This window comes from Pseudomonas sp. LAMO17WK12:I5, from assembly GCF_900215165.1.
In the GTDB taxonomy this organism is placed as follows: Bacteria; Pseudomonadota; Gammaproteobacteria; order Pseudomonadales; family Pseudomonadaceae; genus Aquipseudomonas; species Aquipseudomonas putida_A.
The window spans coordinates 254,858-268,638 of the sequence record NZ_OBDS01000007.1; the positions used below are offsets into that span (position 1 = coordinate 254,858).

Consider the following 13,781-nt stretch of genomic DNA (forward strand, 5'->3'; position numbering starts at 1 on the left):
CGGGTTCCTTCGCTGCGGGATTCATCCGGGGGCAGCGCCTACGGTTTGCTTCGCTGCACCTCCTCTCGCTGTGTTTGGCTGCGCCAAACGGTCGCTGCGCTCCCACCCCCGGATAAATCCCTCCACTCAGCCTGCCGACGGGCCCTCAGATCAAAAGCTTTCGGCGAGCTGACACTCGGCCAGTGTAGGAGCTGCCGCAGGCTGCGATCTTTTGATCTGGGGCTTCTGGGAGCCAGCCTGCTGGCGATGGCGGCCTGAAAGCGGACCCATTTACAACTGAACACACCCATTCCAACTGTGGGAGCGGGCTTGCTCGCGAAGGCGGCCTGACAGCTGACCCATTTCAGTCAGGAATACTCAACCCCTGTGGGAGCTGGCTTGCCAGCGATGGCGGCCTTCCAGTCAAAAAATTCTTGTTGATGTACCCCTCCCACACAGAGTTACTCCCCGCAAAATCGACAGCCAATTCTCTTATCCCCCTCCATTTCACTGGCGCTTGCAGGGTAGTCGGCTATAAAGAATGAGTGGTCAGGTCTTCCGTCATCCGCGGTATTCGTGCGCGATGGCGGAAGTGGCTCTTCCATTCATCGCGGGTCGTCCTATGAATAATCCTGGGAAACGCGTGTATCTGCCGTTGTCGCTGGCTTTCTCTGTCGCGCTATTGAGCGGCTGCGCCAGTCCTCCGCCACCACCGCCTGCTGCACCGCCACCACCGCCGGTGCGTACCTGTCAGACCCTGGAAAACACTCAGGTGTCGGGCGATATGTATGTTGACGAGCAGGTCACCCGGCATATCACCACCACCCGGTGTGTCACGCAGTAGTGCTGTAGGGGTGCTTGCCGGTGCACTTTGTCAGGCCATTACCCAAAGTCACTGTCTTACGGATAACCCCTGTGGGAGCGGGCTTGCTCGCGAATGCGGTGTGTCATTCAAGGCAATGCTGCCTGACACTCCGACTTCGCGAGCAAGCCCGCTCCCACAGGGTTGTCAGAGAGATCAGGACAGGAACCCACCGTCCACATTCAGCGAAACCCCGGTGGTGTAGCTCGATGCATCACTCGCCAGATACAGCACCGCCCCGGCCATTTCACTCGGATCGGCCACGCGCTTGAGCGGGATCTGCGTCAGTGCCTGCTTGAGGATCGCGTCATTCTTCACCAAGGCCGAAGCGAATTTGGTGTCGGTCAGGCCCGGCAGCAAGGCGTTGCAGCGGATGCCGAATTGCGCACATTCCTTGGCGAAGACTTTGGTCATGTTGATCACGGCGGCCTTGGTCACCGAGTAGATGCCCTGGAACACGCCCGGTGAAATACCGTTGATCGAGGCGACGTTGATGATGCTGCCGCCACCGTTTTCGCGCATCAGCTTGCCGGCTTCCACCGACATGAAGAAGTAGCCACGGATGTTCACGTCGACAGTCTTCTGGAACGCACCCAGATCGGTGTCCAGCACGTTGCAGAACTGCGGGTTGGTCGCCGCGTTGTTCACCAGAATATCGAGGCGACCGAACTGTTCCTTGATTCCGGCGAAGACCTGGCTGATCTGTTCCATTTCACCAATGTGGCAGGCCACGGCGGTGGCCTTGCCGCCGGCGGCGATGATCGCGTCGGCGACGTGCTGGCAGCCTTCGAGCTTGCGGCTCGAGACGATCACGTGGGCGCCTTGCTGGGCCAGCAGTTTGGCGATGGCTTCGCCGATGCCACGGCTGGCGCCGGAGACGAATGCGATTTTGCCGTCGAGGTCGAACAACTGAGTCTTGGACATAAAGGTTCCTTGGTGTGGGCCGTCAGAGGCTCGATTTCGCAATGACCTGCAGGCTCATGTGCTCCAGCAGTTTGTTCATGTGAATGAACTGCGCAAAGCGTTTGTCCTGAGTCTGGCCGTGGTAGAAGCGGTAGTAGATCTGCTGCACGATGCCGGCCAGACGGAACAGGCCGTAGGTGTAGTAGAAGTCGAAATTGTCGATCTGTATGCCCGAGCGTTCGGCGTAGTAATCGACGAATTCGCGTCGAGTCAGCATGCCCGGGGCGTGGCTCGGCTGGCGGCGCATCAGTTGCACCGGTGCCGGATCATCGGCCTGAATCCAGTAGGCGAGGGTGTTGCCCAGATCCATCAGCGGATCGCCGAGGGTAGTCAGTTCCCAGTCAAGCACGCCGATGATCTGCATCGGGTTGTTCGGGTCGAGGATCACGTTGTCGAAGCGATAGTCGTTGTGGACGATGCTTGAGGTCGGATGGTCGGCCGGCATCTTGTCGTTGAGCCAGGCTTTGACTTTCTCCCAGTGCGGCGCATCCGGGGTCAGGGCTTTTTCGTAGCGCTCGCTCCAGCCTTTGATCTGACGGGCGACGTAGCCTTCCGGCTTGCCCAGATCGCCGAGGCCGCAGGCGTTGTAGTCAACCCGATGCAGCTCAACAAAGCGGTCGATGAAGCTCTTGCACAGCGCTTCGGTTTTCGCTGCATCGAGGCCCAGTTCTGGCGGCAGGTCGGAGCGCAGGATGATGCCCTTGACCCGTTCCATCACATAGAACTCGGCGCCGATCACTGACTCGTCGGTGCAGTGCACGTAGGCTTTCGGGCAGTAGGGGAAACCATCTCGCAGTTGATTGAGGATGCGGAATTCGCGGCCCATGTCGTGGGCGGATTTGGCCTTGTGGCCGAACGGCGGCCGGCGCAGCACGAACTCCTGCTGCGGGTACTCCAGAAGGTAAGTCAGGTTCGACGCACCGCCGGGGAACTGGCTGATCTGCGGCGTGCCGGTCAGCCCCGGAATGTGCCTCTTCAAGTACGGATCGATCAGGCTGGCATCGAGTTCTTCGCCAGAGCGGATACGGGTGGACTGGTCAGTAAGCGCCATGCTTATCCCTTCTGCTTATTTTGGAGGCCAGACATCATTGGCTAATCTAATGGCGCACTCGGGCGGCCACAAGCGCGCAGCGGTCTTATAGGTTAGCGTGTTGCAGGATAATCAGCGTTTCGAATAGGTACGGCAGCAGGGCGCTGCCGGCTCTTTTCAATGCACGCGCTGGTTGTTGAGCCTGGGGGGCAGGGCGATGGGCGTCAGCACCGGTTGCCCTGAGAAGAACGCCACGAGATTTTTTCCCACCAGTTCCACCGTGCCTTGGGTGGCCTCGGGTGACAGGCCGGCGACGTGTGGCGTGAGAATCACATTACTCAGGGTTTTCAGCGCATCTGGCACCTGCGGTTCGTGATCGAACACGTCCAGTGCGGCGCCGGCAATCCGCCGTTGCTCAAGGGCGCTGATCAGCTCGGCGGTGGCGATCACACTGGCCCGCGCGATGTTGACGATGAAACCGTTCGGGCCAAGGGCGTCGAGCACCGGGCGAGTCACCAGATGCTGGGTGCCAATCCCGCCCGGCGTGGCGACGATCAGAAAGTCCGAGGCCCGCGCCAGTTCGGTCGGCGTCGAGCAGAACGTATAGGGCACATCACTGCGCAACTGACGGTTGTGGTAACTGATCTGCATGTCGAAACCGAGGTGAGCACGCTTGGCAATCGCCATGCCCACCGCGCCCAGGCCGAGAATGCCCAGGCGTTTATTGGCCAGCGACGGGCGCATGATCTTCGGCCATTCACCCCGGCGCACCGCCGCGTCGCAGCGCGGAATGTCGCGCACCAGCGCCAACAGCATCGCCATCGCATGATCGGCCACCGACGAGGCGTTGACCCCGGCACCATTGGTCACGGTGATCCCGCGATCGCTGGCAGCCTGCAGGTCAACGTGTTCATAGCCGGCGCCGATCACGGTGATGATTTTCAGCGCCGGCAGGGCGGCGATTTCCTCAGCGGTCAGTCCCAGCGGGCCACGGGTCAGCACCGCGTCGATCCTTGCGCCGTGGCTGGCGATGGCTTGCGCACGTTCGGCAGGGGTTGGTGCGAGGATCAGGTGAAAACCCTGATGCTCGAGAATCGGCAGATAGTCATTGATGGTTTCAACCAGTACCAGAACGGTGGCGGGCATTGCGCGGCTCCTGTGATCTATGACGGTGTGGTCGCGAAAGTCGTGTCAGAGTGCTGATTCCAGAGCGGTTTGGCAATGGTGGCCGCAGCCCCGCTTCAGCCAGTGTAGGAGCTGAAACGGGGAGCGCGCGGGCGCTTCGTCAGAAGCTCACGTCGGCGCTGTTGATCAGCCGTGCAAATGCTCTGCCGAGGGTGGCGTTATGGTGCTCGATGATGATGTGGGCGGGTAATGCGGGGGTGTCCATGCAAGTGTGGGCGTCGGCCACCAGCAACGGCTTGAAGCCAAGATCCGCAGCGGCGCGGCAGGTGGCGTCGATGCAGAACTGGGTCTTCATGCCGACCAGGTAAAGGTCGTCGATCTGCGCAGCGTTGAGCTGCTGCGCCAGATTCGTGCCGTGGAATGCGTTGGGTCTGGATTTGTCGAACACATGGTCGGACTTGGCATTCAGATCGAGTTCCGGCAGCAATTGCCAGAAGGGGCTGCCGGCGGCAATCGGCGAGCCTGCCGGGCCGGTGTGGCGTACGGCGTAGATCGGCACGCGTTGCTGGCGTGCCTGGCGGATCAGCTGCTGGATGTTGGCGAGCACACGCTCGCCGTCGTGGGGTTTTTCCGGGCCATGGAACAGACCGACCTGCATATCGATGATCAACAATGCTGCGGACATGATGTTTCTCCTTGAGGGCTGCAAGTGCCGCACGGACGGGAGAAACAACAAGGCCCCGTCCATTGCTGGCGGGGCCTTGGGTTCACTGCGCTGGATTCACCTCAGGCAGCAACACCACGACCCGCCGGTGGCGGTCGTGGTGGTACGGGTGAGGTGCAGCGGGCGAAGGTTCATGCCGCCGATCATGCTGGCGGCGGTGAAGGGCTGTCAACTGGCGTATTGAGCGATGCCGTTGCCGAACGACCAATTCTCCTTTTTTACTTCCACCAGATTGATGAACACGTCTTCCATACGAATGCCCAGTTGGGTGTTCAGGTTGTGCGCGATGGTCTGGTACAGGGCTTTTTTCTGCTCCAGCGTCCGCCCTTCATTGAGGGTGATCTGGATGATCACCAACTGATCGCTGCGCTGGATGCCCAGGTACTGCGGATCGAAGATGAAATGTTCGCCGTCGTGCTCGTTGAGAATCTGGAAGTTGTCGTGCTCCGGCACGTTGATGGTGCTGCGCATGGCGGCGTAGATCTGCTTGCCGATGCGTTTGGCGAAGGTGGGGTCAGAGTGTTTTTTGATTTCGACGCGGACGAGGGGCATGGGCAGAGACTCCGTTGGGTAGGGGACTTGTCTCACGCTAGAACATGTCGGCCAGATTGAAAGTGTGGGGTGATGAGCTCGCCGCTGTTTTTGTACGAGGCTACCTACGTTTTTCGCGGATTTTGCCTACGAATTTGGCGGATGCGTCTGCTACCGGAATGGTGATGAACGCGAAATCATGGGGGCACAAAGTAGCTTGGGCAGTGACTACCAACAGCCAAGGAAGGCAAATGCTTCAAAACAATCGAGAACACCTGGAACTCGAAAGGATAATGAGTGAAATACGGAAACTGGCGGCCGAGAGAAAAAAGCTTATAGCGGAAGAAAAGAAGTTGAGGTGGGATACGTATTTTTATCCGTTTGCGGTAGTCACTGGGGTGTTGACCGCAACAGCAGCCGTAGTAGGACTTTCACTCAAGTTTTAAGTGTTCGCGTTTGTACCATTCAGACCCCTCTCTAAAAAAGGAAATCACCATGAGTACATTTGACCGTCAGGCCATGATTGAACGGGCAGATCGAGAATACGATGAGGACGTTGAAAGAATGCGCATCAAAAACAAGGGCGATATGTACCCAATCTGGGGAATGCTGGTGTTCGGCCTGTTTTGCATGTCACTCGGATTCATGCTGGCTCGATCGATCTGATCCAGTCTTCCCGCTCGTATTACATTGAAACTTGCCGGAAAACGACATCTCACGTATCCGGAGCCGACAGCCATTTTCCCGAAAACGACAACCCGCTGATCTGCTCCGTACAACCATTCCTCAGCTAAGTCTTTGCTTCTGCTCGTTTATCGCGGAGAATCGCGCCCCTGTTTCGGCCGGAGCATGTCTGTCGGTTTTTTCCGACGCGTCCTGACCGAGTGGCAAGTGACCGGAATGCGGAGATCCGACCGGATGAATGATCAGGCCAATAGCGTCGACGCACGCTATGAAGCGGCAGCACCAGCTGAACTGTCGAGCTGGAATCGCCATGACACCACGTGGATGTTGGGACTGTTCGGGACGGCCATTGGCGCCGGTACCCTGTTTTTGCCGATCAACGCGGGTCTGGGTGGCTTCTGGCCGCTGGTGATCCTCGCGCTGCTGGCCTTCCCGATGACATTCTTCGCTCACCGCGGCCTGACCCGCTTCGTGCTCTCCGGTCGCGAAGGCGCCGATATCACCGAGGTGGTCGAGCAGCATTTCGGCATCAAGGCCGGCGCGCTGATCACCCTGCTGTACTTCTTCGCCATCTTCCCGATCCTGCTGATCTACAGCGTCGGCCTGACCAACACGGTCGCCAGCTTCCTCGAACACCAACTGCACATCACGCCGCCACCGCGCGCGCTGCTGTCGTTCGTGCTGATCCTCGGCCTGCTGGCCGTGGTGCGTTGCGGCGAGCAGGCGATCGTCAAGGCGATGAGCGTGATGGTGTATCCGTTCATCGTCGCGTTGCTGTTCCTCGCGGTGTACCTGATTCCGCACTGGAATGGCGGCATTCTTACGACCGCTTCGCAAGTGCCGGCACCGTCGGCACTGCTGCACACACTGTGGCTGGCGATTCCGGTGATGGTGTTCTCGTTCAACCACTCGCCGATCATCTCGGCCTTCGCGGTGGACCAGAAGCGTCGTTACGGTGCCAATGCGGAGCAGCGCAGCTCGCAGATCCTCTGCCGCGCCCACCTGCTGATGGTGGTGATGGTGCTGTTCTTCGTCTTCAGTTGCGTGCTGACCCTGTCGCCGGAACAACTGGCCGAAGCCAAAGCGCAGAACCTGTCGATCCTGTCGTACCTGGCCAACCACTTCAGCAATCCGGCCATCGCTTTTGCGGCGCCGTTGATTGCCTTTGTGGCGATCTCCAAGTCGTTCCTCGGCCACTATATCGGTGCCAGCGAAGGCCTCAAGGGCCTGATCGTCAAGAGCGGCAAGCGTCCGGGCGCCAAAGCGCTGGATCGTATCGTGGCGGCGTTCATGCTGGTGGTGTGCTGGATCGTTGCAACCCTGAACCCGAGCATTCTCGGGATGATCGAGGCCGTCGGCGGTCCGGTGATTGCGGCGATCCTGTTCCTGATGCCGATGTACGCGATTCGTAAAGTACCGGCGATGGCGCGCTATCGCGGTCAGGCGTCGAACGTATTCGTTACCCTGGTCGGTCTGGTGGCCATTTCGGCGGTGATTTATTCGCTGACGGCGTAAGCCAAAGCGCCAGAGACTCAGCTACAGTGGCCGCTGTGCGTGATACGCACAGCGGCTTTTTTTCGTCTGGAGACAGTGGATTGTCGAGCGCGCCCCAATCAGTAGAGCCACCCAATCGCTGGCAGGACATCCTCGCCGGTCTGTCGATTGCCGGTCTGCTGTTGCCCGAAGCGGTCGCCTATTCGACCATCGCCGCACTGGCGCCCCAGGCCGGGGTGATTGCGCTGTTTGCCGGGTTGCTGTGCTATGGGTTGTTTGGCACCAGCCGCTTTGCCATTGTCTCAGCCACGTCTTCGTCAGCGGCGGTGCTGGCGGCGGCCACCGCGACCATGGCCAATGGCGACCCGCAGCTACGCGCGACGCTGGCGGTCGGGTTGGTGCTGGTCACCGGTGGGCTGTTCTTGCTGGCGGGGATCTTTCGTTTCGGCAGCGTCACTGCCTTTATCGCCAAACCGGTGCTGCGCGGCTTCGCCTTCGGCCTCGCGCTGACCATCATCCTCAAGCAGGTCGCCAGTGTGGTCGGTGTGCATCTGACCGATGCCAATCTGGTGCGCTTCGCCCCGCAACTGCTCGAACAACTGCCGCAGTGGAACTGGCCGGCGGCGGCCGTCGCAGCGGTGGCGCTGCTGCTGTTGGGACTGTTCTCGCGCTTTCCACGGGTGCCTGGCGGTTTGCTGGTGGTGGTGATCGGCATCGTCGCCGGACAATGGCTGAACCTTCCGGCGTATGGCGTGAACATGATTGGCTTGATCGACCTGAGCCTGGAGGTGCCGAGCCTGCCGGTGCTGCCGTTTGCCGACTGGCTGCGGCTGGGGGAGGTGGGGTTTGCGCTGGTGATGATTCTGTACGCCGAGTCGTACGGCTCGATCAGTTCGTTCGCCCTCAAGCACGGTGATCGTGTGACCTCCAACCGCGATCTGCTGGCGCTCGGCGCAGCGAACTTGTTGGCCGGATTGTTCCATGGCATGCCGGCGGGGGCCGGGTATTCGGCAACGTCGGCGAACGAGGCCGCTGGCGCGACTTCTCGCTGGGCCGGTGGGGTGGCGGCGCTGGTGGTGCTGGTGATCGTGCTGACGGTGCTGCCGTGGATCGCCCTGACACCGGAGCCGATTCTGGCGGCCATCGTGGTTCATGCGCTGGCGCGTGGTTTGAGTCTGCAGCCGCTGGGGCGCTATTTCGTCTGGCGCCGGGATCGGCTGCTGGTGCTGTGCGCGGTGGGGGCGGTGCTGGTACTGGGCATTCTCGACGGCTTGCTGGTGTCGGTGGCCATCAGCGTGTTGCTGATGCTCAAACAGATGTCGGCGGCGGACATTCAGGTGCTCGGTCGGATTGACGGCGGGCATGATTTTGTCGATGTGCAACGTCATCCGACGGCGACAACCGAGCCCGGAGTGCTGATTGTGCGACCCAGTGAGGCGTTGTTCTTTGCCAACGTCGAGCGGGTTCTTGGTGCAGCTTTGCACTTGATTCGTCATTCGGACGTGCCGCTGCACACGGTGATTCTCAGTCTGGAGGAAACCCCGGATCTGGACGGCACCAGCATCGAGGCGATCCAGGAGTTCTTCCTGCGGGTGCATCAGGAGGGCAAGCGCCTGATTCTGGCGCGACTCAAGCATGAGGCGCTGGCCGTGTTGGAGGCGTTGCCGGAGGTGACGGCCAACGGGGTGATACTCAGCGGGCTGAGCGTCGATGGTGCGGTGCAGCAGGCCAGCAAGCCCGCTCCCACAGGTCCCCAGACATAAAAAAACGCCGCGCATCTCACGATGGGCGGCGTTTTCTATTGCTTTGTAACGTTAGGCTTGAACGACTGGAATCTTGGCGTTCGCAGCAGCTTCACGGAACTCGGCGATCTGGTCGAAGGACAGGTAGCGGTAGACATCGGCCGCCATGCTGTCGATCTTGCCAGCGTATTCCATGTACTCCTCGACGGTCGGCAGGCGACCCAGGATCGAAGCCACGGACGCCAGCTCGGCCGAAGCCAGGTAGACGTTCGCGCCGTCGCCCAGACGGTTTGGGAAGTTACGGGTCGAAGTCGACACCACGGTGCTGTTCGGCTCAACGCGTGCCTGGTTACCCATGCACAGCGAGCAGCCTGGCATTTCCATGCGTGCGCCAGCCTTGCCGTAGATGCCGTAGTAGCCTTCTTCGGTCAGTTGGTGAGCGTCCATCTTGGTCGGCGGCGACAGCCACAGACGGGTTGGCAGCTGACCCTTGACCTGATCCAGCAGTTTACCGGCAGCGCGGAAGTGACCGATGTTGGTCATGCACGAACCGATGAACACTTCGTCGATCTTCTCGCCAGCGACGCTGGACAGCAGACGGGCGTCGTCCGGATCGTTCGGCGCGCACAGTACCGGCTCGTTGATGTCGGCCAGATCGATTTCGATGACTTCGGCGTATTCGGCGTCGGCATCGGCTTCCATCAGCTCAGGGTTGGCGATCCAGGCTTCCATCGCTTGCGCGCGACGTTCCAGGGTACGCGCATCGCCGTAGCCTTCGCCGATCATCCAGCGCAGCAGGGTGATGTTGGACTGCAGGTACTCGGTGATCGACTCTTTCGACAGCTTGATCGTGCAACCGGCAGCCGAACGTTCGGCCGAGGCGTCGGACAGTTCGAACGCCTGTTCCAGGGTCAGACCTTCCAGACCTTCGATCTCCAGGATGCGGCCGGAGAAGGCGTTTTTCTTGCCTTTCTTCTCGACGGTCAGCAGACCGTTCTGGATGGCGAAGTAAGGGATGGCATGAACCAGGTCACGCAGGGTGATGCCAGGTTTCATTTTGCCTTTGAAGCGCACCAGGATCGATTCCGGCATGTCCAGCGGCATGACGCCGGTGGCAGCGGCGAACGCGACCAGACCGGAACCGGCCGGGAACGAGATGCCCATCGGGAAGCGGGTGTGCGAGTCACCACCGGTACCTACGGTGTCCGGCAGCAGCATGCGGTTCAGCCACGAGTGGATGATGCCATCGCCCGGACGCAGGGAAACGCCGCCGCGGGTCATGATGAAGTCAGGCAGGGTGTGGTGGGTGGTCACGTCGATCGGCTTCGGATACGCCGCGGTGTGGCAGAAGGACTGCATCACCAGGTCAGCGGAGAAGCCCAGGCACGCCAGGTCTTTCAGTTCGTCACGGGTCATCGGACCGGTGGTGTCCTGAGAGCCGACGGTGGTCATTTTCGGTTCGCAGTAGGTGCCAGGACGAACGCCTTTGCCTTCTGCCAGACCGCACGCCTTGCCGACCATTTTCTGCGCCAGGGTGAAGCCCTTGGTGCTTTCAGCCGGTGCTTCCGGCTTCTTGAACAGATCGAATGCCGGCAGACCCAGTTCGGCACGAGCCTTCTCGGTCAGGCCACGGCCGATGATCAGCGGAATACGACCGCCGGCACGGACTTCGTCCAGCAGCACAGGGGTCTTCATTTCGAAGGTGGTGATGACTTCGTCGGTACCGTGCTTGCAGACTTTGCCAGCGTGCGGGTACAGGTCGATCACGTCGCCCATGTTCATGTTCGACACGTCGAACTCGATTGGCAGTGCGCCGGCATCTTCCATGGTGTTGTAGAAGATCGGAGCGATTTTGCTGCCGAAGCAGAAACCGCCAGCGCGCTTGTTCGGCACGTAAGGGATGTCGTCGCCGAAGAACCACAGCACCGAGTTGGTCGCCGATTTACGCGAGGAACCGGTACCGACCACGTCACCGACGTAGGCGATCGGGAAGCCTTGACCGCGCATTTCTTCGATCTGCTTCATCGGGCCGGTCTTGCCTTGCTCGTCCGGAACGATGCCGTCACGGGCCATTTTCAGCATGGCCAGGGCGTGCAGCGGGATGTCAGGACGCGACCAGGCGTCTGGTGCAGGCGACAGGTCGTCGGTGTTGGTTTCGCCGGTGACCTTGAATACGCGCAGGCTGATCTTGTCGGCCAGGACAGGACGCTTCTTGAACCACTCGCCGTCAGCCCAGGATTGCAGCACGGCCTTGGCGTGAACGTTGCCGTTCTTGGCTTTTTCAGCCACGTCGTGGAAGGCATCGAACATCAGCAGGGTGTGCTTGAGTTCTTCGGCAGCCACTGGCGCCAGCTCGGCGTTGTCCAGCAGTTCAACCAGAGTCACGATGTTGTAGCCGCCCTGCATGGTGCCGAGCAGTTCTACAGCGCGCTTCTTGTCCAGCAGAGGGGAGGTGACTTCGCCTTTGGCCAGGGCCGACAGGAAACCGGCTTTGACGTAAGCGGCTTCGTCCACTCCTGGTGGTACGCGATTGGTGATCAGGTCAACGAGGAAAGCTTCTTCGCCAGCCGGAGGATTCTTCAGCAGCTCGACCAGGCCTGCAGTTTGTTCGGCGTTAAGCGGCTGGGGAACGATACCCAGGGCTGCACGCTCTTCGATATGTTTGCGGTAGGCTTCAAGCACAGTTATTACCCTCATCAGTGGTCCCAAATGGGTGTCCGGGACGCTCATCCCGAAATTGCCGTACTCATGCACCGCACGACGTTGTGGGTCGTTTGGCCAGAATTACCGGCAATTCCTTACAGAAGCTGCTTTCAAAGTTTTACGCCTGCAGAACGGGGAGCTGATGAGGGTTGGCGTTGGGCTTTTCCCCGCTGGAAAAACCCTTCGCCAACACCGCTCTGAAGGAACGACTGTGCTCGTGACGCTTTGAAAACAGCTTCTAACGGACATTGGCGCCTTAAAAGGCTGGCTGATTCTACGGCAAAAAAAATTTAAAGGTAAGTCGCGCTCTATTGGACTTTGGTGGCGTTGTGCGCGGGCGAGGCAAACCGCGAGCCAGCGCTTGCCCCTGACGTTTGAGGGGTGATCAATGCCCGACAAAGGGCTAACATGCCGGCCTGTTCCGCGTTTCAGTGTTTTGCCAATTTATGCCCAATCAGACCATCAAGACCCCCTGCGTCGGCCTCTGCTCCACTGTTTACGGAGATCTGGTGTGCCGTGGCTGCAAGCGTTTCCACCACGAAGTGATCCACTGGAATGGTTACGGCGAGGAGGAAAAGCGTGCGGTGTGGTTGCGTCTGGAGCAATTGCTGTCACAAGTGATGGCGAGCAAGGTCGAGATCTTCGATCCGGCGCGCCTTCGCCAACAGCTGGAGCAGCGCAAGATCCGCTTCGTGCCGCATCAGTCGGAATATTGCTGGGCCTATCAGCTGATTGCGCGCGGGGCGCGGGTGATCATTAATCTGGAAGCCTACGGGATGGTGTTGCTGCCGGAGTTCCGCGACTGGAACCTGCCGGAGTTGCGCGATGCCATTGATCGGGAATTTTTCCTGCTGTCGGAAGCGCATTATCAGCGCTACATCGCCCCTGGCTTCCTGAAAGACGCCTTCGGCGCCTGAAGATCAAAAGCTTCGCGAGCAAGCCCGCTCCCACAGGAGATTGCATTCCAATTGTGGGAGCGAGCCTGCTCGCGAAGGCGCCGGTTCAGGCACCGTAATCCTCAGTGCTTCACCGCCAACTCCACCAGATGATCCTCAACCTCCTGCGGCTTGAGCACCAGCACGTCGCTTTCCAGTGCATCCAGCACCACTTCGGCGGTATTGCCGATCAGTGCGCCCGACAACCCGGTCCGCGCCACGGTGCCGATCACGGTCACTGCCGCTTGCAGTTTGTGCGCCATGAACGGAATCAGCACATCCGCCGGGCCTTCCTCGATGTGCAGGTGTTCGTCGTCCACATCGAACTCGGCCTGAAACGCCTTGCACTGTTCGCGGTATTTCGCCTCGATGGTTTCCTTGAGTTGAAAGGTCGGATCCGCTGCCGAGAGCATGGGTGACGGATGCGCCGTGATCACATGCAGATGCGCCTTGGCGAGGCTGGCAATGTCGTAGCCGTGATCAATGATCGTGGTGTGCAAATGCCGGTGTTCGCCATCGGCATTGCCCACGTCCACGGCCGCAAGAATCACCCGGTCTTTCCAGGAAGTGGATGTTTTTACCAATAGCACCGGGGTCGGGCAGTGGCGCAGCAGTTTCCAGTCCGCCGGCGTCAGCAGAGCCTTTTTCAGCGCACTGTCGGGATAGTGCTGCTTGATCACCAGCCCGCAGCCTTCGGCCTGCTGCACATCGATGATGGTTTCGTGCAGGCTCTCGTTCCATGCCTGTTCGGTGGTCGCGCTGTAGCCATCCGCCAGCAGCGCGGCTTTGAGCACGCCGAGCATGCCGGCGTGGTCGTGCTTGCGGTCGCACACCAGCAAGTGGAGATGGGCCTGGGTCACGCCGGCGATCAGCTTGGCGCGCTTGAGCGCCAGGCTTTCCGAATGTTCGGGTTCGATGACCACCAGAATGCTGCGAATGGCTTGCATGAGCGGAGTCTCCAGCAAAGAAAAGGCACGGCGTTGCACAACTATAGTTGCTGCTCATGCGC

13 protein-coding genes are annotated in these 13,781 nt (G+C 60.1%); 6 read left to right on the plus strand and 7 right to left on the minus strand.

The genetic code is table 11. The features are described 5' to 3' along the window. Positions 1–601 precede the first annotated feature (601 nt). Positions 602–823 carry a hypothetical protein gene (locus CRO59_RS28555; protein WP_045122399.1) on the plus strand — a complete coding sequence of 74 codons (222 nt, stop codon included), beginning with the start codon at positions 602–604 and terminating at the stop codon, positions 821–823. Positions 824–997: 174 nt separating this feature from the next. Here the strand turns inward: CRO59_RS28555 and CRO59_RS14450 are convergent, their stop codons facing one another. From CRO59_RS14450 to CRO59_RS14475, 5 genes are all read right to left on the minus strand, one after another. Then, positions 998–1,765, minus strand: a complete 768-nt coding sequence (locus CRO59_RS14450) for an SDR family oxidoreductase (RefSeq protein ID WP_007965755.1) — start codon at positions 1,763–1,765, stop codon at positions 998–1,000. 22 nt (positions 1,766–1,787) lie between these two features. After that, entirely contained in the window at positions 1,788–2,855 is a 1,068-nt protein-coding gene (locus CRO59_RS14455) for a phosphotransferase family protein (protein WP_096795931.1), read from the minus strand. Positions 2,856–3,011: 156 nt separating this feature from the next. Then, the gene (locus CRO59_RS14460) at positions 3,012–3,980 is read right to left on the minus strand and encodes a 2-hydroxyacid dehydrogenase (protein ID WP_096795932.1); all 969 of its coding nucleotides are present in this window, start codon (positions 3,978–3,980) and stop codon (positions 3,012–3,014) included. Between the two features lie 139 nt (positions 3,981–4,119). Further along, positions 4,120–4,644, minus strand: coding sequence for a cysteine hydrolase family protein (locus tag CRO59_RS14465; RefSeq protein ID WP_097087967.1), 525 nt, complete (start codon positions 4,642–4,644; stop codon positions 4,120–4,122). Between the two features lie 207 nt (positions 4,645–4,851). Next, a complete protein-coding gene (locus CRO59_RS14475) occupies positions 4,852–5,235 on the minus strand; it encodes a tautomerase family protein (RefSeq protein ID WP_097087964.1) in 384 nt (127 codons plus the stop codon). Between the two features lie 44 nt (positions 5,236–5,279). Here CRO59_RS14475 and CRO59_RS29290 point away from each other — a divergent pair, with 44 nt between their 5' ends. From CRO59_RS29290 to CRO59_RS14490, 4 genes are all read left to right on the plus strand, one after another. After that, positions 5,280–5,660, plus strand: coding sequence for a hypothetical protein (locus CRO59_RS29290; RefSeq protein ID WP_306460899.1), 381 nt, complete (start codon positions 5,280–5,282; stop codon positions 5,658–5,660). A 49-nt stretch (positions 5,661–5,709) separates the two neighbouring features. Further along, complete coding sequence (locus CRO59_RS28770) at positions 5,710–5,880, plus strand: hypothetical protein (protein ID WP_171061925.1); 171 nt, start codon at positions 5,710–5,712, stop codon at positions 5,878–5,880. A 252-nt stretch (positions 5,881–6,132) separates the two neighbouring features. Further along, positions 6,133–7,413 carry an HAAAP family serine/threonine permease gene (locus tag CRO59_RS14485; protein ID WP_097087962.1) on the plus strand — a complete coding sequence of 427 codons (1,281 nt, stop codon included), beginning with the start codon at positions 6,133–6,135 and terminating at the stop codon, positions 7,411–7,413. An 80-nt stretch (positions 7,414–7,493) separates the two neighbouring features. Beyond that, a complete protein-coding gene (locus tag CRO59_RS14490) occupies positions 7,494–9,155 on the plus strand; it encodes a SulP family inorganic anion transporter (protein WP_096795936.1) in 1,662 nt (553 codons plus the stop codon). A 51-nt stretch (positions 9,156–9,206) separates the two neighbouring features. Here CRO59_RS14490 and acnB read toward each other — a convergent pair whose 3' ends face one another. Then, positions 9,207–11,816 (minus strand): bifunctional aconitate hydratase 2/2-methylisocitrate dehydratase, encoded by a 2,610-nt coding sequence (acnB, locus tag CRO59_RS14495; RefSeq protein WP_027613175.1) that lies wholly within the window; start codon positions 11,814–11,816, stop codon positions 9,207–9,209. A 467-nt stretch (positions 11,817–12,283) separates the two neighbouring features. Here acnB and CRO59_RS14500 point away from each other — a divergent pair, with 467 nt between their 5' ends. Further along, entirely contained in the window at positions 12,284–12,754 is a 471-nt protein-coding gene (locus tag CRO59_RS14500; protein ID WP_007965774.1) for a DUF1289 domain-containing protein, read from the plus strand. 101 nt (positions 12,755–12,855) lie between these two features. On the opposite strand, the gene CRO59_RS14505 is transcribed toward CRO59_RS14500, so the two are convergent. Further along, positions 12,856–13,719, minus strand: coding sequence for a universal stress protein (locus tag CRO59_RS14505; protein WP_027613174.1), 864 nt, complete (start codon positions 13,717–13,719; stop codon positions 12,856–12,858). Between the last annotated feature and the right edge of the window lie 62 nt (positions 13,720–13,781).

Excerpts from the sequence above, each read along its gene's own strand:
- CRO59_RS14465 (WP_097087967.1), bottom strand. The coding sequence starts at position 4,644 with ATGTCCGCAGCATTGTTGATCATCGATATGCAGGTCGGTCTGTTCCAT.
- CRO59_RS14475 (WP_097087964.1), bottom strand. The coding sequence starts at position 5,235 with ATGCCCCTCGTCCGCGTCGAAATCAAAAAACACTCTGACCCCACCTTC.
- CRO59_RS14500 (WP_007965774.1), top strand. The coding sequence starts at position 12,284 with ATGCCCAATCAGACCATCAAGACCCCCTGCGTCGGCCTCTGCTCCACT.
- CRO59_RS14460 (WP_096795932.1), bottom strand. The coding sequence starts at position 3,980 with ATGCCCGCCACCGTTCTGGTACTGGTTGAAACCATCAATGACTATCTG.
- CRO59_RS14485 (WP_097087962.1), top strand. The coding sequence starts at position 6,133 with ATGAATGATCAGGCCAATAGCGTCGACGCACGCTATGAAGCGGCAGCA.
- CRO59_RS14450 (WP_007965755.1), bottom strand. The coding sequence starts at position 1,765 with ATGTCCAAGACTCAGTTGTTCGACCTCGACGGCAAAATCGCATTCGTC.
- CRO59_RS14505 (WP_027613174.1), bottom strand. The coding sequence starts at position 13,719 with ATGCAAGCCATTCGCAGCATTCTGGTGGTCATCGAACCCGAACATTCG.
- CRO59_RS14455 (WP_096795931.1), bottom strand. The coding sequence starts at position 2,855 with ATGGCGCTTACTGACCAGTCCACCCGTATCCGCTCTGGCGAAGAACTC.
- CRO59_RS28770 (WP_171061925.1), top strand. The coding sequence starts at position 5,710 with ATGAGTACATTTGACCGTCAGGCCATGATTGAACGGGCAGATCGAGAA.
- CRO59_RS29290 (WP_306460899.1), top strand. The coding sequence starts at position 5,280 with ATGTCGGCCAGATTGAAAGTGTGGGGTGATGAGCTCGCCGCTGTTTTT.
- CRO59_RS28555 (WP_045122399.1), top strand. The coding sequence starts at position 602 with ATGAATAATCCTGGGAAACGCGTGTATCTGCCGTTGTCGCTGGCTTTC.